Raw genomic sequence first — 964 nt, 5'->3', positions numbered from 1 at the left:
CGATCAGGTGGTACCGGTCGGCGAGCAGCGGCAGCAGCGCGTCCCACTGCCGCGACGATGACGGATAGCCATGCAGCAGCAGGATCGTGGGCGCGTCGCGCGGGCCGGCCTCGCGGTAGAAGACGCCTACGCCATTCACCTCGGCCCGATGGTAGCTCGTCGTGGCTGAGACGGAGGGAAGCGGCTGCGGCAAACCGTGTGCGAGCGCCAGCGCGGCGGCGGCAAGGACGGTCTGAGTCGGCATGGCCCATCTCCTTCGCACGCGAGATAGGGCGCTCCGGCTGGACGGTCATTGGTTGAGGGAAGGATTACGACAAACCTATTTCGGACCTCGTGAGGGGTATCAAGCGTCAGCTTCCGGCCGCCAGTTCGCCAAGCCTGGGGCCGAGACCATGGCTGGGGTGCTCGATGCATTTGGGTCGACATCTTCTCTCCAAAGGGAAAATGGCGGCGCCCTCTCGTGCAGAGGTGATGACACCGCGTGATTGCCAAGGCGAAGCAGGCGGCGCAGTCCGAGGTCAGTTCGAAACGCGAGACATCCCCTCCGAATGTCTGTCACGACCCTGAAGCCGACCGCGATAGCTCACGACGGGCTGCCGGCGGGCCAACGCGGCCGGGCGATGGCCGCAGTGCTCACCGGGGTGGCGCTCGCCACGCTCGACACCGCCATCGCCAACACGGCGCTGCCTACCATCGCCGCCGACCTCAGGGTCGATCCTGGTGCCTCGGTCTGGATCGTGAACGCCTACCAGCTCGCGGTCGTGGCGACGCTACTGCCGATCGCGGCCCTTGGTGAGATCGTCGGGCAGCAGCGGATCTACGTCGCCGGCCTCATCCTGTTCATCGGCGCCTCGCTCATCTGCGCCCTGGCCTGGTCCCTGCCGACGCTGGTCGCCGCGCGTGTGCTCCAGGGGATCGGGGCCAGCGCCTTGATGGCCGTCAACATCGCGCTGATCCGTTTCAT

General features: G+C 66.9%; 2 protein-coding genes. One reads left to right on the top strand and one right to left on the bottom strand.

Annotated elements, in window-relative coordinates; genetic code table 11:
• Positions 1–244 (bottom strand): alpha/beta fold hydrolase (locus MKL01_RS13570; protein WP_409566250.1); only part of this gene is annotated, 244 nt, incomplete at its 3' end.
• Between the two features lie 304 nt (positions 245–548).
• On the opposite strand from MKL01_RS13570, the gene MKL01_RS13565 reads away from it, so the two are divergent.
• Positions 549–964, top strand: a 416-nt coding sequence (locus MKL01_RS13565) for an MFS transporter (RefSeq protein WP_243905744.1), incomplete at its 3' end; no start/stop codon positions are given.

Origin of the sequence: Methylobacterium sp. J-070, from assembly GCF_022829385.1 — a bacterium.
GTDB lineage: Bacteria > Pseudomonadota > Alphaproteobacteria > Rhizobiales > Beijerinckiaceae > Methylobacterium.
Note: the sequence above shows the minus strand (reverse complement) of the source record. Positions and strands in the feature narration are given on the sequence as shown.